Origin of the sequence: Saccharopolyspora thermophila, assembly GCF_014646075.1 — a bacterium.
GTDB lineage: Bacteria > Actinomycetota > Actinomycetes > Mycobacteriales > Pseudonocardiaceae > Saccharopolyspora > Saccharopolyspora thermophila.
The window spans coordinates 111,560-129,948 of sequence record NZ_BMMT01000007.1 but is presented as its reverse complement, the minus strand read 5'-3'; the positions used below and the strand labels follow the sequence as shown (position 1 = coordinate 129,948).

Sequence of the window (18,389 nt, the reverse complement as noted above, 5' to 3'; positions counted from 1 at the left end):
GTCACCGGGGGCCTCCCAACGCAGAGAGCAGCCCCCACTCGAGGAACGTGCGCCGCCTGCTCGGCCGGACGCGCACCCGCAGCGGGTCGTGCCCGGCCGCGGCGAACGCGGCGGCCGTGGCGCGGCCCCCGGCGACGTACCCGGCGACGGCGACCCGCGCCATCCCGGACAGCTCGCCGACCAGCGGCGCACCGGACTCGAGCAGCCGCCGCGCGCGGTCCACTTCGAACTTGACCAGTCCGCGCAGCCGGGTGGAGGCCCGGGCGGCGATCAGCTCGGACTCCGTGCAACCGAACCGCCGCAGGTCCTCGGCGGGCAGGTAGACGCGGTCCTGCTGGTGGTCCCCGGCGATGTCCTGGCAGTGCTCCAGGATCTGCAACGCGGTGCAGATGCGGTCGGACAGCGAGATCAGCCGCGGCTCGGCGCGGCCGACGACGTGCAGCACCGCCTCGCCGACCGGGTTGGCCGACAGCGCGCAGTAGTCGACGAGGTCCTCGAATGTCTCGTAGCGCCGGACCCGCTGGTCCTGGCGGTTGGCGTCGATCAACTTGACCAGCACGTCGTGCGGGATGGCACACTCGGCGACGGTGGGGGTCAGCGCGCGCAGGATCGGGATACGTGCGATGCCCTGGTAGGCGCGTTTGAGTTCGAGTTCCAGCAGGTCGAGCAGTGCGTCGCGGTCGCCGGGGGCCTCGTCGCCCGCGTAGTCGACCAGCCGGAAGTACCCGTAGAGGGCGTGCAGGTGCCGCCGCAGCCCGGTCGGCAGGATGCGTGCCGCGACGGGGAAGTTCTCCGAGCGCATCCGGGCCAGCACGGCCGCGCTCCGCGGCAGGTCAGCCGACCGCGACGCACTGTCCGGATGACCGGAATCCCCGCCGGACACAGCGTCGTCAGGCAACGACAAAACCATCGACCCCCCTCCTCCTATCCCGCCGACCAGGAGGCGCAACCGGCATCGTATGAGCACCACTGCCGCCCCGCAGGGTGAAAGCAGCCCATCGCCGTTTCCGGTGGTTCGCGCCGGTGTTCGACCACGCGATGGTCCCTTTCGGACTTTCGAGTCCCCCGCCCGGCCCACCTCGAAACGCCCGAGCGGGCATCGCCGGTCACGCCACCGCGGAATCCTGGGTGGACCGTACGGTGAGTCTGCTGTGGACCATGGTCGCTCCGGCCTGCTGACGTGCCGTCAACACTGGTGGCGGTGGAACGAGTCCGGGCCCAGCTTCTCGATCTCGTAGCCGTTCGGGTAGGACAGCGGGGTCGGGGCCACCGGGCGCGAGTCCGGCCGCGCCGGGCCGACCCGCACCAGGTGGGCCCGCAGCCGCAGCGCCAGCTCCGCCGCTCGCCGCCCCGCTTCACCGACCTGCGGGAACCCGAAGGCCGCCAGCAGGTGCGGTTCCATCAACAGCCGCGCCGCGTGCGCCACCGCCGGGGACAGCAGTCGCGGGTACCAGGACCCGAACAACCGCAGCGTCGCCTCGGCGACGCGGCGACCGCCGGGGTCGAAGCCGAAGTGCTCCCGCTCGTAGTCGTCGAAGAGCCGCTCGAACTCCGCGTAGGTCTCGGGGATCGCGCTGATCCGCATGCCTTGGCCGAGCAGTCGCATGGTGTTGGTCAGCGCCCGCACCTCCCGCGGGTGCAACCGCCGCCAGCCGAACCGGTCGATCCAGCGCACCGGGGTGACCACGAAGGTCGACAGCGTGTAGCGGTAGTCGTCCTTGCTGATCCGGAACCGGCCGTGGATGGCGTTGAGCTGCTCCAGCGCCCGCCGCCCGCGGTCGCTGCCGACACCCCAGTGGAAGATCTCGAAGAGGATCAGCACGGTGTCGTCATAGCGCCGCTGTGGGCGCCGGGTGAACTCGCCGGTGCGGTCCAGCAGCCGACCGATGCTCGGCACCGCGTAGGTGCGGAACAGCGCGAACTCCAGGGCCTTGGTGATGTCCCACGGGAACTCGTACTCGGCGAGCAGCCGGTAGATCTCCTCGCAGTCGCGGTCGGGATCCAGCGCGAGAATCCGCTCCAGCCGGTCGAATCGCCTCATGCCCGCACCCCTCGTCTCGGTGCGTGTTCGACTGCCGCGACGGTAGCGGCCGGTGAGACACGTGGTCAACACGTGCCTCCCGGCCAGGTTGCTTGGACGGAGGCTCACCCATCACCGGATCGGGGGCCGTCGAGTTCCTCGATGGTGGCCAGCGACGGTTGTTCCGTGCGCTGGAGTTCGCGGGCGACATCCTCCGCGTCGCGGAGCACCCGGAGTGCGTTGTGCCAGGTCAACTTCGCGAGGTCGGTCTCGGACCAGCCGCGGGTGAGCAGTTCGGCGATCAGGTTCGGGTAGCCCGCGACGTCGTCCAGGCCCTGCGGGGTGAAGGCCGTGCCGTCGTAGTCCCCGCCGATCCCGATGTGGTCGATGCCCGCGACCTCCCGCATGTGGTCGAGATGGTCGGCCACGGTCGCGACGGTGGCCACCGGACGCGGGTGGGCGGCCTCGTACGCCCGCAACGCGGCCACCGCCTCCGGCGTCATGTCGAACGGGTGGTAGCCCTGCTCGCGCAGCGCCGCCTCGGCGGCCCTGCTCCACTCGATCGCCGCGGGCAGTACGAACTTCGGCACGAACGTCGCCATCGCCACGCCGCCGTTGTCCGGCAGCGCAGCCAGCACGTCGTCGGGGATGTTGCGCGGATGGTCGCAGACCGCGCGCGCCGAGGAGTGCGAGAAGATCACCGGTGCCCGGGTGGCCTCGAGCGCGTCGCGCATCGTGTCGGCCGACACGTGGGAGAGGTCCACCAGCATGCCCAGGCGGTTCATCTCCCGCACCACCTCGACGCCGAAGCGGGTCAGCCCGCCCGCAGCGGGAGTGTCGGTGGCCGAGTCGGCCCACGGCACGTTGTTGTTGTGGGTGAGCGTGAGGTAGCGGACGCCGAGCGCGTGGAAGGCGCGCAGGGTGGCCAGCGAGCAGGCGATCGAGTGACCGCCCTCGGCGCCCATCAGCGAGGCGATGCGGCCGTCGGCGCGGGCGGCCACCACCTCGTCGGCGGTGCGCGCCAGCCGCAGGTGCTCGGGGTAGCGGGCGGCGAGCGCACGCACGCAGTCGATCTGCTCGAGGGTGGCGCTGACCGCCTGGTCGCCCTGGTACTCCCCCAGCACGTACACCGACCAGAACTGGGCCCCGACACCACCGGCGCGCAGCCGAGCCAGGTCGGTGTGCAGCCGCGCGGACTGGTCGTGGGCGATGTCGCAGCGGTCGAGGTCGTATCCGACCTTCTCGCGCAGCGCCCACGGCAGATCGTTGTGCCCGTCGACCACCGGGTGCTCGGCGAGCAGTGCGCGGGCTCGCTCCAGTGCAGTGGCGTCGGTCATTTCCACCCCTCTGAATCCGCGATGTGGTTCAACCGGGCGAGCATATCCGGCGATGATCGCGCCGCGGCTGATCGAATCGACGAATCCGGCCGCCGGCCGCACCATCGTGGAATGGACGACATCCCCAGGCAGTACTGCCACAACGACCTGCCGAGCGTGCTGGCCGAGTACGGTCACCTCGCCGCGCAGCTGCCGAGCGCGTCGCACCGGCACGCCGAGCGGCTGCGCGCACGCTTGGCGGAGCTGGACGAATTGATCGACCAGCACGTCGCCCGCCTGGCCGACCACCAATCCATTGTGGATAAATGATCCGATGTCTACAGTGGACCCCGTTTGTCGGAACGCGATGCGACCTCCAGCCGAATCCGGGTCCTCGAATGCGCGAGGCGGTCGGCCCCGCGGGACACCAACCTTCCGAATTTGCCTGAACCTGGGCCCCCTACCCGTCGGTAACCATCCAAGATCGCCTGAACTTGCGCGTTCTGGGCGCACACCGTAAGGAGATGCGCGTACCCGCGGCTATCGTGGTGCCATCGAAGGCTGGAGGGTCCGCATGGGGATCGATCCCGCGGTGGTCGGCACCACACTGCCGGTCATCACCGTTGACGTCGAGCGCGGGCGGCTGCGGTTCTTCGCCGCCGCCATCGGCGAGACCGACCCGATCTACACCGATCTCGCGGCGGCACGGGCCGCCGGGCACCCGGACCTGCCGGTGCCACCGACGTTCCTGTTCGGGCTCACCCTGGACGGGCCGGATTCCTTCGGATTCCTCGCCAACCTCGGAGTCGACCTGCGCAAGGTACTGCACGGCGAGCAGGCGTTCACATATCACTCGATGGCGCACGCCGGGGACACCCTGGTGCTGCGCCCGGTGATCCGCGACGTCTACGTCAAAAAGGGCGGCGCCCTGGAGTTCATCGTGCGCGAGACGGCGGTGACCCGGGCGGACGGCACCGCGGTGGCGGACCTGACCGAAACCCTCGTCGTCCGCCACCGGGCGGCGGACTAGCGGCGGGCACGGCGCAACCGGCGGACCGCGAGCAGCGCTCCGGCGCGGCAGGACGCCGCACATCGCCTCCACCGCCTGGTGCTCCGCGGCCGGACACCCGGGTGACCGACATGGAGCAGCCAGCCTTCGCGTGGCGCTGACCGGCGTAGCCTGGATTTCGAGAGGAGTCCGGATGCAACGCGCCTGGTTCGCGACAGCGCTGACCGTGCTCGCGGTGCTCGCCACGGCCTGCGGTCTGTTCACCGCACCGCGTGGGGGTTCCCCTGCGCGGCCGCCGCCGGCGGCGCCGACCACCTCGCCCGTTCCGCGGACCAGCCCCACTCCGGAGCCACCGCCCGAACCACCGCCGGGACCGCCGGTGCTGGCGGTGAAGATCGACAACGTGGCGAAGGCTCGCCCGCCGGTGGGTATCGGCGCGGCCGAGCTGGTCGTCGTCGAACCGGTGGAGGGCGGCTACAGCCGGCTGTTGACGATCTTCGGCGGTGATGATCTGCCACCGCTGATCGGCCCGGTGCGCAGCGCCCGCGAGACCGACGCGGAGCTGCTGCCCCAGTTCGGCCACCCGACGCTGGCGTATTCGGGCGCGGCGCCCGAACTGCTGCCGCTGATCGCCGCCGCCCCGGTGACCGACGCTTCCGACGCCCACCAACCCGCCGCCTACTCGCGCGACAGATCGCGATCCGTGCCGCACAACCTCTTCCTCCACCCCGCCGCACTGCCGCAGGGCGCGGCCTGGCCCGCCCAATCGCGCCCCGTGTTCGGGCCGACGCCGGCCGATGGCACCCCGACCGACCACCGCCGGGTCGACTACCCGTCGGCCACCGTCGAGGTCTCGTGGTCGCCCCAGCAGCGCGCCTGGCTGGTGTCCATGGACGGCGAACCCTACGTCGCGAGCGACAGCGGGCGCCTCGCCCCGTCCACCGTGGCGATCCAGCAGGTGGCGGTCCGCGAGTCGGCGATCCGGGACGCCGCGGGCAACCCGTCACCGATCGCCAAGACCGTGGGCAGCGGCCGGGTCGTGGTGCTGCGTGACGGCCGCGCCTTCGAGGGGACCTGGAACCGCCCCGCCCCCGAGGCCGCCACCACCTGGACCGCGCCGGACGGCTCGGCGCTGACCGCCGCGCCCGGCCAGGTGTGGACCGTGCTGACGCCGTGACCGGGGGTGGCGGATGGAGCCGATCCGGTTGTTCCTGTGCGGTGACGTGATGCTGGGCCGCGGGGTGGACCAGATCCTCCCGCACCCGGGTGATCCGCGGCTGGCGGAGAGCTACCTGCGGGATGCGCGGGACTACGTCGCGGCGGCCGAGGAGCGCAACGGGCCGATCCGGCGGCCGGTGGACCCCGCGTGGCCGTGGGGCGCCGCGCTGCGGGCGCTCGACGAGGCGGCGCCGCACGTGCGGGTGATCAATTTGGAGTCCGGCATCACCCGCAGCGACGACTTCGCCCCGGACAAGGGCGTGCACTACCGGATGAACCCGGCGAACGTGGCATGCCTGACCGCCGGCCGGCCGGACGTGTGCAACCTGGCCAACAACCACGTCCTGGACTTCGGCCACCGCGGCCTCGCCGAGACGCTGGACACGCTGTCGGCAGCGGGCCTGCGCCGGGTCGGCGCGGGGCGCGACGAGGATGAGGCCCGCCGCCCGGCGGTGGTCGGCGCACCGCGCGGGCGCGTCGTGGTGTTCGGCTACGGCGCGGCCACCAGCGGCATCCCGGCCGGGTGGGCGGCGACCCGGAACCGCTCCGGTGTCAACTTCGTGCCGGAGCTGACCGACCGGTGGGCGGCCGAGATCACCGCGGATATCCGGGAGCGCACCCGCCCCGGCGACATCGTGGTGGTGTCGCTGCACTGGGGTTCGAACTGGCGCTACCACGTCGGGCCGGACCAGATGCGCTTCGCGCACCGGCTGGTCGACGGAGGCGTGCACGTGGTGCACGGGCACTCCTCGCACCACCCGCGCCCGATCGAGATCTATCGGGACCGCCTGGTGCTGTACGGCTGCGGCGACTTCATCGACGACTACGAGGGCATCCCGGGCTACGAGCGCTACCGCGACGACCTGCGGCTGCTGTTCTTCGCGTCGCTGTCGCCCGCAGGCGATCTGGTCGACCTGCGCATGCTGCCGATGCAGGCCCGCCGGATGCGCCTGGAGCCGGCGTCGGCCGAGGATGCGGCGTGGTTGTGCGGCACGCTGGCCCGGGTCAGCGGCCGGTTCGGCACGGACGTCCACCTGGCCGACGGCACGCTGGTGGCCGCGCCCCGGGCCCGAGCACCGCGCTGACGTGCGGCTGCGGTACCGTCGCTGTCCTCAAAGGACTTTTGACGCGACCCGAAGGGGGCCCTGGCGGCAATGGCCCGCACCGACGTCGCCCCGGCCCGCCGCAGGCGGCGGGTGATCCGGCTGGAGCAGAGCGCGCCGCGCCAGCAGCCGCCGCGCCGCCGCCGCGGCTACACCGTGCGGTTCGACATCGGCGGCGTCACCGGCCACCTGACCACCAACGCCTACCCGGACGGCAAGCTCGGCGAACTATGGGTGCACGTCGACGGCCAGGGCACCCCGATCAGCGGTTTCCTGGCGAGCCTGTCGACGGCGGTCTCGCTGGGCCTGCAGCACGGTGTCCCCCTGGAGACCTACGTGGCCAGGTACGCGGGCATGCGGTTCGACCCGTCGGGCCCGGTGGCGGACCCGGACATCGGCTACGCCCACTCCCTCCCGGACTACGTTTTCCGCCGTCTGGCTCTCGACTACCTCGATCCGGCCACCTGCACCGACCTCGGCATCACCCCGCCTCGGAGCCCCGATCGCGCTGAATCGGCCGTCCAGAACACGCGGTGGGAACACCTGAGCGACAAGTCGCAGGCTGATCTTGGTCACCCGACGTAGCCAGACCGGACTCTTCGAGTGATCTTGCTCGGCGCCCGCCCGTACTCGGACGGCACCGACTAGACACGAACACGTGAGCGAGGCACACGAATTCCGCCGACCGCGCGGCTTCCGATCCCTCATCCCCTTCCCCGCTTGGGCGGCCCTGGTTCAAAGCGGCATCGTCAGGAAGCACCACGCCCGTGAGCGTCTGCTCCACCAGGGCGAGCCCGGTGGTTGGGTGCTGCTGTGCGTGTCCGGGCGGCTGAAGGTGATCTACTCCGAACCCGAGGGACGCGAACTGATGCTCGCCGTGCGCGGCCCCGGTGACGTGATCGGCGAATTCTCCGGGCAGGACGGGCGACCCAGGTCGGCCACCGTGCAGGCGATCGAACCGGGGGTCACCTCGAAACTCTCCGACCAGCGGTTCGACGACGTCGTGGACCGCCACGGCATCAGGGCGCAGCTGAACAGCTACATGCTGGGCAAGGTCCGGGAAAGCGCGCCGCACGCGTGGCGACTGGCACACCGGACCACGGCGGCGCGGCTGGCGGACCTCCTCGTGGCCCTCATCGGGGCAGCCGGTCCGGACCACCCTGCGCCGACCACGATTCCGATGTCGCAGGAAGAACTGGCGACCGCGCTGGGTCTGGTGCGGTCCGCGGTCACGCCGGTCCTCGCCGAGTGGAAGGCCGCTGGGCTGATCCAGGTGTCGCGCGCCAGGCTGCACGTCCTCGACATCCCGGGACTCCTCGACATGCACCGCGGTGATGTGTCCACTTCTGGACAGAACTGATCGTGACCACCGGGCAACCTCGGCACCGTCATCCACGTACACCACTGGAGGCGAATCGGTGGACCACGAACTCGAACTCCCCGACAGCACCCGCGCACTGGGCGAGTACCGCGGCATCCTCGCGGTGGACGTGCACTGCTTCGGCAGGCACAACGACGCTCAGCAGAAGATGATCATCGACCTGCTACCGGAGATCATCCAGCAGTCGGCGAGCCGCGCAGGTCTCCCGCAGCTGTGGGACGGGCATTTCCGCGCACCGCGTGGCGACGGCTACCTCTTCGGCTTCCACGTCGACCTGGTAAGCGCCGTGGTGGACAGGTTCTTCGACGCCCTGCAAGGTGCGATGCGCCAGCGGGCCGCGCAGTTCCGAGCGGCCGAGATCACGCTTCGCGTGCGGACCAGCCTTCACCTCGGGCCCGTGCAGTCGTTCGACGCGCTCCTGACCGACTCACCCAGTGGGAAGGTCATGGTCGACACGGGGCGGATGGTGGACGCTGACTCCGTTCGGGCGCTGCTCGACCATTCCGACCCGAACGTGACGTTCGTGGCGTCGGTCATCTCGAACGCGGTGATGGAACACGTCGTGCGTGCTGGCCGGACCGCCCGGAAGCCCAGCGAGTTCGTCGAAGCACCGCTGCAGGTCGACGCCAAGGACTACTCAGGCGTGGGGTACCTGCGCGTGCCCGCACCGTCGCAAAAACTGCTGAGTTCGGGTCTGCTCTTCGGACAACCGGAACCAGATCCGGAACCGACAACGGAAAAACGGGCCATCGCCGGAACCGCGAACGACGTGCACGGCAGAGCGGATAACGTCGCACAGACCCACGATGTCTCGGGCGGGATCAACCAGGGGACGCAGAACCGCGGCATCGTGGTGAAGGGGAACGGCAACACCACCGCTGGTCACGGCATCGACCAGTCGAAGGACAAGCAGGAGTTCTCCGGGCACTTCTACACGCATGGCGATGCCAACTTCGGGCCTTCCAGCGGTCGCCGCATCAACACTGACGACACGGTGGGACGGTGAGCGCCGTGAGCTACGACGTGGATGCCTTCGGCATGCTGGACAGCCCCGAGCCCGTCGGTGCCCGGTTCGAACCCCCGCAGAGCACCGGTCTCGACGAGGTGCCGACACAGCCGCCTGCGATGTCGGTGAACGGCGATGGCAATGTCACGACGTATGGGAACATCGACCAGTCCGTGACCAACCTCCTCCAGCTCATCGTCGGCAAGGATGCCGCCGATGCCTTGGCACGGGCACACGACCGTGAGCACAACGGCCGCGGCCTGCAGGACCGGGAGGCGCTCGAACGGCTGGCGTCCAGGTACGTGACACCCCCTGGCCTCCTCGGGGAGCAGCGGGGCAGCGCGTTCCAGGTGCTCCACGACCGCAGGGTCCTGTTGATCGCCGGCGAAGGAAGCGCCTGTGGTCAGTTCTCTGCCGCTCTCCGACTCGGTTACGAACTGCAGGAGAAGCACCCCGAGCTCGTCGTCCGAGAGGAACTGGCGGATACCGGGTTCCGGCTGCAGGCGAAAACGCTGTTGGTCGCGCACGAACCGGCAGCCGTCCTGGTTGACCTACGCGGTGCCGGGCGCGACGAGATCCAGAACGTTCGGCGAGGTCTGGTGGAATTCACCGACCAGCTCGAGCAGTACCGGAGCTACCTGATCCTGATCATTCCGCACAACCTGGCGCCCGCCTTCGGGGAGTCCTTCCCGGGACGCGTGCACCGACTGGCGAAGCCATCGTCCGTTGACGTGTTCGTCCGACACTTGACGGGTGTGGAGAACGCGCACGAGCTGGTCGAGAAGTCGGGCGTTGCGCAATGCGTGGAGCGACTGTGGCCGCCGAAGGTGAAGGATCTCGCGGAAGCTGTGTCCGACCGGATCAACCGGGGCACAGATCCCGACGAGGCTCTCCGCGCGGTGCTGGAGACCGAGTCCAAGGACCCGACCACCACCCTTCGAGCCGAGATCACGAGGAAACAGCAGGCCGAAGACACCGAGTGGCTCGCGCTGCTGCTCGCCGCAGGCTTGTTGGAAGGCGCCTCGGCCAAGCACATCGCGGTCGCGGCGGACACGATGCTGGAGCACAGCAACGTCGCGCGGGAACAGGTCATCCCGCTCCTGCGCCCGAGCCCGTTCACCCGGTTGCACCACCTCGGCGACGACTACTTCGACCTGGAGACGTGCGAACTGAAGCCTCCGGGACTCGGAACCCAGGTTCTTCGGCACTTCTGGCGGGAACACCCCGATGTCCACGACACTCTCCTGGAGTGGATCAGGGATCTACCGCGGCAGATCGAGGACCTGAACCGCAAGGAACTGGAGCGAGTCGCCGACCGAGTTGCTGAACTGGCGGCCGAAGGCGGCGCCGACATCGCGGTGTCGCTCGCGGACGAATGGGCCAGGACCGCGGCAGCAGACCGGTCGGACGGAGCCGAGACCTCCGACCACTGGAAGAACCGTTACCGCAGGTCGATCGCGGTGCGCCTGTTGACCACAACCGCGCTGGATGCATCACTGGGCAGGTCTGTCCGCCAGAAGCTCTGGGAGTGGTCAAGAGACGGCAACGCGGACCGGAAACTGCTGACCGCCGAGGTCTGCGCCGGGATCGGGCAGGTGTTCCCCCGCATCGCACTCACCAGGCTCAAGCACCTGGCGACCTCGGAGAGCGAAACGGTTCGTCGCGCGGTGCTGGCCGCGGTGCTGCAGATCGGTGGCGAACTTGGTGTCTCGACGTTCCTGCGCTACATGGCGGAGTGGTTTGACGACGCCTCGCCCGCACGCCTGAAAATCCTGAGCGAGAGCGTGGCATCCGTGCTCGCCGAGCGGACGTCGGACATCGACAGCGATGCCGCAGTGGCCTTCTGGGACCGCGCCCTCGGCAGCATGGCCCCGGACGACCTGCGGCCGGTCGCGGAAAGCTGGCTGCGCACAGCCGCCAACCTCGAGCCCGAGGAACGAGGCGCATTGGTGGAGCCACTGGTGGCGGCCACCAGGGGAGATGCCCGCCGGATCGCCCAGCTCCAGTACGCCAGCAGTTTCGGCACACTGCCCGACTTCACCTCGCTCGGCGACAAGCGAGTGGCCGACAGCGTCCGGCACCTCCGGACGCGGCTGGATGAAGTCCATCCGGTATGGCGGTAGAAGGTGCACCGGACGCCCGCACTGGGAGAGGGGGACGGCACGTGCGTTACCGCCGGTCCGCGCGGCAACTGCGAAAGCTGATGGCCAGTGGGTCCGGAGCATCAGCAGATCCGTCACGTTCAGCGCGCAGCGACCATCCGCTGCTGCTCCGCAGCAGCGACCCGGCCCTGTACTTCGACGTGAAGCTGTCCGTCGAGTTCACATGGACTGGCACGGGTCCCGCACCGCTGACCGCGGGGGACATCGCGGTTAGAGGCGTCGCGCGCCGGGCCGAGGAGGTCAGCAAGCTCCGCGCGCTGACCGAATGCGAGCGGCTGCGCGCTGAGCTGAACATCGCTCTGCTGCATTGGGAACCGGTTGCCATGACAGGTGTCCACGCTCGGGCGCACTGCGTGTCCGTCGAAGCCGACCCGGAGCTGATCGCCGGGGTGGCGGCCAGGGAGGAGACGATTCGCCGCCGAACGGTCCTGTCCTGGCAGCGCGAGCAGCGGGAGGACGAGGTCCGGTGGCTTGGTTCGCTGATCACCGATCCGCTTCGGGCGACAGCGTGGTGGTTCGCCGACAACCTGGACAAACCGGATCAACTGGTGAAGGTTGCGCAGGATTTCCAGTTGCTGCGCACCACGCTGGAACCTGAGCAGTCGGACTCGGCCGGACGTCTGGTCGATGAGTTCCTGGATGACGCCGACAAGGCCGAGAGGATGTGGTTGCTGGAGACACTGCTGAATGCGTTCGGCACCTATGGCCGGAGCGACCTCGCCGACCGACTGCGGACGAGGTACGGGGGCTCCATTGCAAGCGCCGACGACGAGCCTGCTGCCAGCTGACACGAAGGGCCTCATTGCGATGGATCGGGGCGCGGCGGAGGGGAAATCGGCGTGGTCCTCGGTTAGGGTGATCTTTCCCACCGAGCGAAGGGACCAGCCGCGATGCCGAAGTTCAGCTGGCACACCCGCGCCGTGCCCGAGGGCCTGCCGGTGCGGCAGGTGTACGGGTTTCTGTTCGTACCCGACGGTCGGGTGCTCATCCGGGTCGACGGGCGGAAGCACTCGCTGCCCGGTGGCCGACCCGAGCCCGGTGAGGTCGAGTACGCCGACATCCTGCGGAGGGAGACGCTGGAGGAGGTCACCGTCGACATCGACGACCCGCACTACCTCGGATACCAGTGTGTCGACGACGGCATCTCCCCCTACGCGCAGGTGCGGATGGCCGCGCTGATCACCACCGCGCACCCCGCCGCGCCCGACCCCGACAGCGGGCGCACCTACCGGCGGCTGCTGGTGCACCCCGGCAAGGCCGGGGACCTGCTCTCCTGGGGCGAAACCGGGTACCTGCAGGCCACGGCCGCCGCCGAGGCCGCCGTCACGGTACTCGGCCTGCCCGGCGACGGGCTGCCCGACGAGGGCTACCTCTGAGCACCGGCCGTTACCCGCGGTTCTTTAGCAGCTCGGCGCGTTCCGGGCGGCCGATGGCCCGGTAGACCCGCGCCCAGACGTCCGGGTCGCCCAGCGGCAGGCCCCGCCAGTGGCCGGTGACGCGCGTCGGGAACCGCACCACCCGCCCGTCCACCACGGCCGCGAAGCCCACCCAGACCTCCACCTCGTGGTCGGTCTCGATGACGAACCGCTCGCCGATGCGGTGGCCCCCGTCGCGGACCTCCGCGGCGCGGAACGGCCACTGCCCCTCCCCCAGCGCCTCGCGCACCAGGTCCGCGTCCGCGTCGGTGGTCAGATCCCAGTCCCGCACCCGGTCGACCAGGCCGAGGCCGGCGAGCAGCCCGGAGCCGCCGAGGGCGACGACCGCACCGCGGCTCTGCAACGCCGCGCACACCGCTGTGACCACGTGCAAGGGCGGAGTCAGCACGGCTTCGACCTTAGAAGATCGCTGGGATCCACTCACACCGCGCTCCAGGTCCCGCGGCAGCCGATTCCTTGACCGCTGCCCGCGCGCTCGCCTATCGTTCGCAGAAAGCACATGTGTTCTCTATGCGCACAGCAATGTTCGACGAGGAGCGGAGTTGGTCGGGGTGGCACGCATCCTGCAGCTCGATGAGGCGATCGCGGAGCTGGTCCACGACGGGGACGTGGTGGCCCTGGAGGGCTTCACCCACCTGATCCCGGTCGCCGCCGGGCACGAGATCATCCGGCAGCGGAAGAAGGACCTGACCCTGGTCCGGATGACACCCGACATCGTCTACGACCAGCTGATTGGCGCCGGCTGCGCGCGCAAGCTGATCTTCTCCTGGGGCGGCAACCCCGGTGTCGGGTCGCTGCACCGGTTCCGCGACGCCATCGAGAACTCCTGGCCCGTGCCGCTGGAGATCGAGGAGCACAGCCACGCCGGGATGGCCAACCGCTACGCCGCCGGCGCCGCCGGGCTGCCGTTCGCCGTGCTCCGCGGCTACGCCGGCACCGACCTGCCCCAGCACACCAGCACCATCAGGATGATCGAGTGCCCGTTCACCGGGGAGGAGCTGGCCGCGGTCCCGGCGATCAACCCCGACGTCGGCATCATCCACGCGCAGCAGGCCGACCGGGCGGGCAACGTGCAGATGTGGGGTATCACCGGGGTCCAGAAGGAAACCGTGCTCGCCTCCACCCGGTCGCTGGTCACCGTCGAGGAGATCGTCGACGAGCTGACCCCGCGGCCCCACTCCGTGGTGCTGCCGAACTGGGTCGTCACCGCCGTCGCCGAGGTTCCCGGCGGGGCGAGGCCGTCGTACGCGCAGGGCTACTACGAGCGCGACAACGCCTACTACCAGCAGTGGGACCCGATCGGCCGGGACCGCGAGCAGTTCGAGAAGTGGCTGGAAGCCGAGGTGCACGGCACCGCGAGGAGTGCGCGATGAGCGAGTTCACCGCCGACGAGATGATGACCGTCGCCGCCGCCCGGTCCCTGCGCGACGGAGCGGCGTGCTTCGTCGGCATCGGGCTGCCCAGCACGGCGGCAAACCTCGCCCGCCGCACCCACGCCCCAAACCTGGTGCTGATCTACGAGTCCGGCACGCTGGGCGCCAAGCCCGACCGGCTGCCGCTGTCCATCGGCGACGGCGTGCTGGCCGACACCGCCGACTCGGTGGTCAGCGTCCCGGAGATCTTCAACTACTGGTTACAGCCCGGCCGCATCGACATCGGGTTCCTCGGCGGCGCGCAGGTGGACCGCTTCGGCAATATCAACACCACGGTCATCGGCGACTACGCCAACCCCGAGGTGCGGCTGCCCGGTGCCGGAGGCGCCCCGGAGATCGCCGCGTCCTGCCGCGAGGTGCTCATCGTGATGCGCATGAGCACCCGGAACTTCGTCGACAGGCTCGACTTCGTGACCTCCGTCGGCTACGGCGGCGGCAGGGGGGACCGGGAAAGGCTCGGCCTGCGCGGCCGCGGCCCGGTTAAGGTGATCACCGACCTGGGCGTGCTGGAGCCGGACCCGCAGAGCTGCGAACTGACCCTCACCCAGCTCAGCCCCGGTGTCACGGTGGAGCAGGCGCAGGAGGCGGTGGGCTGGCCGCTGAAGGTCGTGCCCGAGCCGACCGTGCAACCGGAGCCGACCGAGACCGAGCTGACCGTGCTGCACGAACTGATGGAGACCCGGTGAAAACGTCAACTGGAGACCCGGTGAACGTCAACTACGAGCTGACCGGGCCGGACGACGCCCCGGTCGTGGTGCTGTCCAACTCGGTGGGCACCGACCTGACCCTGTGGGACGCGCAGATGCCCGCGCTGGCGCGGGAGTTTCGGGTGCTGCGCTACGACCAGCGTGGCCACGGCGCCACCCCGGCCAAGCCGGGCCCCTACACCCTCCAGCAGCTCAGCGGAGACGTGCTGGCGCTGCTCGACCGGCTCGGCATCGACCGGGTGCACTTCGCCGGGGTCTCGCTGGGCGGCATGACCGGCATGTGGCTGGCCGAGCACGCCCCCGAACGCATCGACCGGCTGGCGTTGATCTGCACCTCCGCCGACCTGGGACCCGCCTCGAGGTGGCGGGACCGCGCCGCGGCCGTGCGCGAACAGGGCACGAAGGCGATGGTCGACATGTCGCTGCCGAGGTGGTTCACCCCCGAACTGGCCGGGCGGCCGGACATCGTGGCGAAGTTCGGCGGCATGCTCGCCACCGTCGACGACGAGGGCTACGCGGCGTGCTGCGAGGCCATCGCCACCATGGACCTGCTGCCGAAGCTCTCCGAGATCACCGCGCCGACCCTGCTCATCGCCGGGGCCGAGGACCCGGCCACGCCGCCTGCGCACGCCGAGCGCATCGCCGCGACCGTGCCCGGGGCCCGCGTGGAGGTACTGTCCCCGGCCGCGCACCTGGCCAACGTCGAGCAGCCCGAGGCCGTCAACCGGCTGCTGCTGGACCACTTCACGAGGAGCCTGTGATGCCCGCGGTGCACGTCGCGATCGACGCCGGGATACCCCGCACGAACAGTGCCGTCGCGATCGCCCATACGATCCTCGACGAAGAGCGGACCGACTGACCAGGAGCTGACCATGGAGCCCGTGTCCGAGACGAGCGGCGGGTACGTCCAGTCGCTGGCGCGCGGGCTGCTGGTGATCCGCGCGTTCAACGAGTCCAACCCGGAGATGACGCTGTCGGAGGTGGCCCGCGCGACGGACATGTCGCGCGCGGCCGCCCGCCGGTTCCTGCACACCCTGGTTCACCTGGGGTACGTGTGGACCGACGGCCGGGTCTTCGCGCTCACCCCGCGGGTGCTGGAGCTGGGCTTTGCGTACCTGTCCAGCATCTCGCTGCCGGAGATCGCCCAGCCGTACCTGGAGCGGCTGGTGGCCGAGGTGCACGAGTCAGCGTCGGTGTCGGTGCTCGACGGGACCGACATCGTGTACGTGGCCCGCGTGCCGACCTCGCGGATCATGACGGTGTCGATCAACATCGGCACCCGGTTCCCGGCCTACGCCACCTCGATGGGCCGGGTGATCCTCGCCGACCTGCCGGACGAGCACCTGGATGAGCACCTCGCCCAGGTGGAGCTGCAACCCCTGGGCCCGCACACCATCACCACCCCGGCGGAGCTGAAGCGGGAGCTGGCGCGGGTACGTGAGCAGGGCTGGGCGCTGGTGGACCAGGAGCTGGAGGCGGGCCTGCGGTCGATCGCGGCACCGATCCGGGACCGGTCGGACCGGGTCGTCGCGGCGGTGAACATCTCCTCACACGCCAGCCGCACCAGCGTCGAAGACGCGCGGACCAGGCTGCTGCCGCCGCTGCTGGAGACGGCAGCCCGCATCGGCGCGGACCTGGCGGTCTCGCCGAACCCCCGGGCCGGCGCCCTGCCCCGCTGACCTCCGCATGCGCGGTTTCGGCGTGTCCTCCAGCGACGTGGCGATTCCGGTGGACACTTGTTTCCACGGGTGCGGGTCAGTGGCGGCGGCCTCTTCCCACACGCGGGCGTTGACGCGGGCGAACACGTCGACCGCCTCGGCCGACGCGGCGGCCCACGCAGGCGTGTCGCGCACCCACGCCTCGGCACTGGCGTGTGCCCGTCGACGATCAACCGGTACACGAGTACGCGCGGGTCGATGACCCTGGCACACCCCGCGTCGGCCACGCCCAATCAATTCAGGCCGTGACGGCGGGGATCGTGGCGTAGAAGCCGCGGATGTGCTCGACCATGCGGTGTTCGGCGAGGTCCGGGTCGTGGGCGCGCAGCGCTGCCAGGATCGCCCGGTGGTCGTCGCGGAGGCCCGCCGCGATGCCGGTCCACTTCTCGCCGAGGTCGCGGAAGGCCCGCGAAAGCGGGTGGCGCAGCGACTCGCGGATGGCGATCGTCATGTCGGCGATCAGCCGGTTGCCCCCGGCCTCGGCGATCGCCACGTGGAAGGCGATGTCCAGTTCGTTGAACCGGTCGCGGTCCAGGTCCGGGGCGGCCATTTCCTCGACCATCCGGTGCAGGTCCGCGAGCTCCTGGTCGGTGGCCCGCACCGCGGCGTTGCGGGCGCTCTCCCGCTCCAGCATCACGCGGGCCTCGACCACGTCACGCAGCGGGAAGTTGGCCAGCGCCACGTGCAGCCGCAGCAGGCGGGTCATGGCCTGGCTGGGCAGGGCCGCGACCGTGGTGCCCGAGTCGGGGCCGGTACCCACAGCCATCCGCAGCACGCCCTGCGCCTGCAACGCCCGCAGGGCCTCCCGCACCGCGGAGCGGCTGACGCCGAGCATGGCCGCGAGGTCGCGTTCGGGCGGCAGCCGGTCGCCGACGCGCAGCGTGCCGGTGAGGATCTGCTCCTCGATGCGGTCGATGACGAGTTCGTAGGTGTGGGCGCGCGCCACCGGCCGCCAGTTCGCGGCCTGCTCCTGCCCCGCCATTCGGCCCACCCCTTCGCATGTCCGGTCACCGACGAGAGTACGGTGCGCGTATGGTCCGACCATAGTATGGTCCACATACGCTGGTTCGGCGTCGAGCGCGCGGCCCGGCGAGGATCTCGGTGGACGCCGAGCGGAGGAGTGATGCGCAGATGAGGGTGGCGTTGTTCGCGACCTGCCTCGGGGACGCACTGTTCCCGGCCGCCCCCAAGGCGACGGTGCGGATCCTGGAGCGGCTCGGCCACGAGGTGGAGTTCCCCATCGCGCAGACCTGCTGCGGGCAGATGCACACCAACACCGGTTACCGCCGGCAGGCCGTCTCGTCGGTGCGGACCTTCGTGGATGCGTTCGCCGACTACGACGCCGTGGTCGCCCCGTCCGGATCCTGCGTCGCGTCGGTGCGCCACCAGCACGCGCTGGTCGCCGACGGGGACCGGCGCCTCACCCGCGCCGTCGAGCGGATCGCGCCGCGGGTGTACGAGCTGTCGGAGTTCCTGGTCGACGTGCTGGGCGTGACCGACGTCGGCGCCTACTTCCCGCACCGCGTCACCTACCACCCCACCTGCCACTCGGCCCGCCTGCTGCGCGTCGGCGACAAACCGCTGCGGCTGCTGCGCGCGGTGCGCGCGCTGGACCTGGTCGAGCTGCCCGCCGCCGACCAGTGCTGCGGGTTCGGCGGCACCTTCGCGTTGAAGAACCCGGACGTGTCGGTGGCGATGGGGGCGGACAAGGCCCGGCACGTCCGAGAAACCGGCGCCGAGGTGCTGTGCGCCGGCGACAGCTCGTGCCTGATGCACATCGGCGGACTGCTGTCGCGGCAGCGCTCCGGCATCCGGGTGCTGCACCTCGCCGAGATCCTCGCCTCGACCGAAGGAGCGGACCAGTGACGGTCGTCGACCTG

20 protein-coding genes are annotated in these 18,389 nt (G+C 70.4%); 15 read left to right on the top strand and 5 right to left on the bottom strand.

The features are described 5' to 3' along the window. Nucleotide 1: 1 nt before the first annotated feature. The 3 genes from hpnC to IEY17_RS12090 form a co-directional block, all read right to left on the bottom strand. Entirely contained in the window at nucleotides 2–898 is an 897-nt protein-coding gene (hpnC, locus tag IEY17_RS12100) for a squalene synthase HpnC (protein WP_229680063.1), read from the bottom strand. Nucleotides 899–1,186: 288 nt separating this feature from the next. Further along, nucleotides 1,187–2,041, bottom strand: a complete 855-nt coding sequence (locus tag IEY17_RS12095; protein ID WP_188987442.1) for an oxygenase MpaB family protein — start codon at nucleotides 2,039–2,041, stop codon at nucleotides 1,187–1,189. 104 nt (nucleotides 2,042–2,145) lie between these two features. After that, nucleotides 2,146–3,357 (bottom strand): dipeptidase, encoded by a 1,212-nt coding sequence (locus IEY17_RS12090; protein ID WP_188987441.1) that lies wholly within the window; start codon nucleotides 3,355–3,357, stop codon nucleotides 2,146–2,148. A gap of 111 nt (nucleotides 3,358–3,468) precedes the next feature. Between IEY17_RS12090 and IEY17_RS12085 the strand changes: the two genes are divergently transcribed. The 10 genes from IEY17_RS12085 to IEY17_RS12040 all read left to right on the top strand — a co-directional run bounded on the left by IEY17_RS12085 (nucleotide 3,469) and on the right by IEY17_RS12040 (nucleotide 12,591). After that, complete coding sequence (locus tag IEY17_RS12085) at nucleotides 3,469–3,666, top strand: hypothetical protein (RefSeq protein ID WP_188987440.1); 198 nt, start codon at nucleotides 3,469–3,471, stop codon at nucleotides 3,664–3,666. A 244-nt stretch (nucleotides 3,667–3,910) separates the two neighbouring features. Then, entirely contained in the window at nucleotides 3,911–4,366 is a 456-nt protein-coding gene (locus tag IEY17_RS12080; protein WP_188987439.1) for a MaoC family dehydratase N-terminal domain-containing protein, read from the top strand. A gap of 172 nt (nucleotides 4,367–4,538) precedes the next feature. Then, nucleotides 4,539–5,522, top strand: coding sequence for a DUF3048 domain-containing protein (locus tag IEY17_RS12075; protein ID WP_188987438.1), 984 nt, complete (start codon nucleotides 4,539–4,541; stop codon nucleotides 5,520–5,522). A gap of 13 nt (nucleotides 5,523–5,535) precedes the next feature. Further along, nucleotides 5,536–6,648, top strand: coding sequence for a CapA family protein (locus IEY17_RS12070; protein WP_188987437.1), 1,113 nt, complete (start codon nucleotides 5,536–5,538; stop codon nucleotides 6,646–6,648). Nucleotides 6,649–6,717: 69 nt separating this feature from the next. Beyond that, nucleotides 6,718–7,251: a TSCPD domain-containing protein gene (locus IEY17_RS12065; protein WP_188987436.1), complete on the top strand. Its 534-nt coding sequence runs from the start codon at nucleotides 6,718–6,720 to the stop codon at nucleotides 7,249–7,251. Nucleotides 7,252–7,372: 121 nt separating this feature from the next. Beyond that, entirely contained in the window at nucleotides 7,373–8,026 is a 654-nt protein-coding gene (locus IEY17_RS12060) for a Crp/Fnr family transcriptional regulator (protein ID WP_308423981.1), read from the top strand. Nucleotides 8,027–8,195: 169 nt separating this feature from the next. After that, complete coding sequence (locus tag IEY17_RS12055; RefSeq protein ID WP_229680061.1) at nucleotides 8,196–9,053, top strand: hypothetical protein; 858 nt, start codon at nucleotides 8,196–8,198, stop codon at nucleotides 9,051–9,053. Nucleotides 9,054–9,058: 5 nt separating this feature from the next. Further along, nucleotides 9,059–11,176, top strand: coding sequence for a hypothetical protein (locus IEY17_RS12050; protein ID WP_229680060.1), 2,118 nt, complete (start codon nucleotides 9,059–9,061; stop codon nucleotides 11,174–11,176). Nucleotides 11,177–11,217: 41 nt separating this feature from the next. Then, nucleotides 11,218–12,003, top strand: a complete 786-nt coding sequence (locus tag IEY17_RS12045) for a hypothetical protein (protein WP_229680059.1) — start codon at nucleotides 11,218–11,220, stop codon at nucleotides 12,001–12,003. A gap of 102 nt (nucleotides 12,004–12,105) precedes the next feature. After that, a complete protein-coding gene (locus IEY17_RS12040; protein ID WP_188987433.1) occupies nucleotides 12,106–12,591 on the top strand; it encodes an NUDIX domain-containing protein in 486 nt (161 codons plus the stop codon). A 10-nt stretch (nucleotides 12,592–12,601) separates the two neighbouring features. Here the strand turns inward: IEY17_RS12040 and IEY17_RS12035 are convergent, their stop codons facing one another. After that, nucleotides 12,602–13,039, bottom strand: coding sequence for a hypothetical protein (locus IEY17_RS12035; protein ID WP_188987432.1), 438 nt, complete (start codon nucleotides 13,037–13,039; stop codon nucleotides 12,602–12,604). A 163-nt stretch (nucleotides 13,040–13,202) separates the two neighbouring features. On the opposite strand from IEY17_RS12035, the gene IEY17_RS12030 reads away from it, so the two are divergent. From IEY17_RS12030 to IEY17_RS12015, 4 genes are all read left to right on the top strand, one after another. After that, entirely contained in the window at nucleotides 13,203–14,024 is an 822-nt protein-coding gene (locus tag IEY17_RS12030; protein ID WP_188987550.1) for a CoA transferase subunit A, read from the top strand. Next, nucleotides 14,021–14,770, top strand: coding sequence for a CoA-transferase subunit beta (locus IEY17_RS12025; RefSeq protein ID WP_188987431.1), 750 nt, complete (start codon nucleotides 14,021–14,023; stop codon nucleotides 14,768–14,770). Before IEY17_RS12030 ends, IEY17_RS12025 begins: the two co-directional genes overlap by 4 nt. 20 nt (nucleotides 14,771–14,790) lie before the next feature. Beyond that, on the top strand, nucleotides 14,791–15,552 hold the full coding sequence (gene pcaD / locus IEY17_RS12020; RefSeq protein WP_188987549.1) for a 3-oxoadipate enol-lactonase: 762 nt from the start codon (nucleotides 14,791–14,793) through the stop codon (nucleotides 15,550–15,552). 111 nt (nucleotides 15,553–15,663) lie between these two features. Further along, nucleotides 15,664–16,470 (top strand): IclR family transcriptional regulator, encoded by an 807-nt coding sequence (locus IEY17_RS12015; RefSeq protein ID WP_188987430.1) that lies wholly within the window; start codon nucleotides 15,664–15,666, stop codon nucleotides 16,468–16,470. Between the two features lie 277 nt (nucleotides 16,471–16,747). Here the strand turns inward: IEY17_RS12015 and IEY17_RS12010 are convergent, their stop codons facing one another. Further along, the gene (locus IEY17_RS12010) at nucleotides 16,748–17,491 is read right to left on the bottom strand and encodes a FadR/GntR family transcriptional regulator (protein WP_188987429.1); all 744 of its coding nucleotides are present in this window, start codon (nucleotides 17,489–17,491) and stop codon (nucleotides 16,748–16,750) included. Nucleotides 17,492–17,640: 149 nt separating this feature from the next. Between IEY17_RS12010 and IEY17_RS12005 the strand changes: the two genes are divergently transcribed. Next, nucleotides 17,641–18,375, top strand: a complete 735-nt coding sequence (locus IEY17_RS12005) for a (Fe-S)-binding protein (RefSeq protein WP_188987428.1) — start codon at nucleotides 17,641–17,643, stop codon at nucleotides 18,373–18,375. The last annotated feature ends 14 nt before the right edge of the window (nucleotides 18,376–18,389 follow it).